The organism is Streptomyces hygroscopicus subsp. hygroscopicus, from assembly GCF_001553455.1.
Taxonomy (GTDB): domain Bacteria; phylum Actinomycetota; class Actinomycetes; order Streptomycetales; family Streptomycetaceae; genus Streptomyces; species Streptomyces hygroscopicus.
Genome location: NZ_BBOX01000456.1, coordinates 1 through 1011 on the forward strand (window position 1 = coordinate 1; position 1011 = coordinate 1011).

General features: G+C 70.5%; 2 protein-coding genes. Both read right to left on the reverse strand.

The features are described from left to right. A partial coding sequence (locus tag AXW62_RS35780) for an ATP/GTP-binding protein (protein ID WP_174556467.1) occupies positions 1 to 251 on the reverse strand: 251 nt, incomplete at its 3' end. Continuing rightward, positions 232 to 894 carry a DUF742 domain-containing protein gene (locus tag AXW62_RS40045; protein WP_063817729.1) on the reverse strand — a complete coding sequence of 221 codons (663 nt, stop codon included), beginning with the start codon at positions 892 to 894 and terminating at the stop codon, positions 232 to 234. The genes AXW62_RS35780 and AXW62_RS40045, both read right to left, overlap by 20 nt. Between the last annotated feature and the right edge of the window lie 117 nt (positions 895 to 1011).

Sequence of the window (1011 nt, forward strand, 5' to 3'; positions counted from 1 at the left end):
TACAGGATCAGGTCCTGGTCCAGGGTGATACGGCCGAAGTCCATCGCCACCGTGGTGGTGGTCTTGTCCGGCGCGTGGGTCAGATCGTCGATCCCCGCCGAGGCGGAGGTCATCACGGCTTCGGTGCGCAGCGGGTTGATCTCCGAGACCGCGCCGACGAACGTGGTCTTGCCCACGCCGAAGCCGCCCGCCACCACGATCTTCGCGGAGGTGGTGGAGCGGGCTGCACCGCTAGAGCTTGCGAAGTCCACTGAGCACCCTTTCGAGCAGTGTCACGTCAGGCTGACCGCCGGCGGACTCGTCGCCGCCGGGCTGATGAATGGCGACGAGCCCCGCCTCGGCCAGGTCGGCTACGAGGATGCGGGCTACGCCGAGGGGAATGGTGAGCAGTGCGGAGATCTCGGCGACCGACTTGATCTCGCGGCACAGATGGCAGATCCGCTGGTGCTCGGGCAGTTGGCCGTGGAGCTGAGCGGGGTCGGCCGTGGTGTGCACCAGCGCCTCGATGGCGAGCTGGTACCGGGGCCGGGTCCGGCCCCCTGTCATGGCGTACGGGCGCACCAGAGGGTTATGCGTGCCGCCCGCGGGGGAGGAGGGTTCCGGGGCGGGGCGCTCGGGCGGCTGTACGGGCTGGATACGCGGCGCGGGCGGCGCGTCGTACCAAGACCCCTCCGACGGCCCGGGAGGCGCGGAGAGGGGCGTGTACGGCTGTTGCTGGGGCGCTTGCGGCCGCCGCCTCGGAGGCCGCGGCTCCCGCCGTGGCTCGGGCTGCTGCTGCGAGCGGGCCTGGCGGCTGGGCGCGGAGGGGAAGTTGTAGCGGTTCAGCGGGGCTTCTCCGCGCGGCTCGGACGGCTGCCCGTGGGCATACGGATATCCGCTAGGGGGCGTTGCCACGTGTCCTCCTCCAACTCGCCTGTCTTGCCGGTCGCGCCACCGCACCCTATGGCGCGGTGGCGCGAAACGCACTCCATGTTTGCTAGTTGAGAAGACTCCCCTGCAATTCCGCGCGGA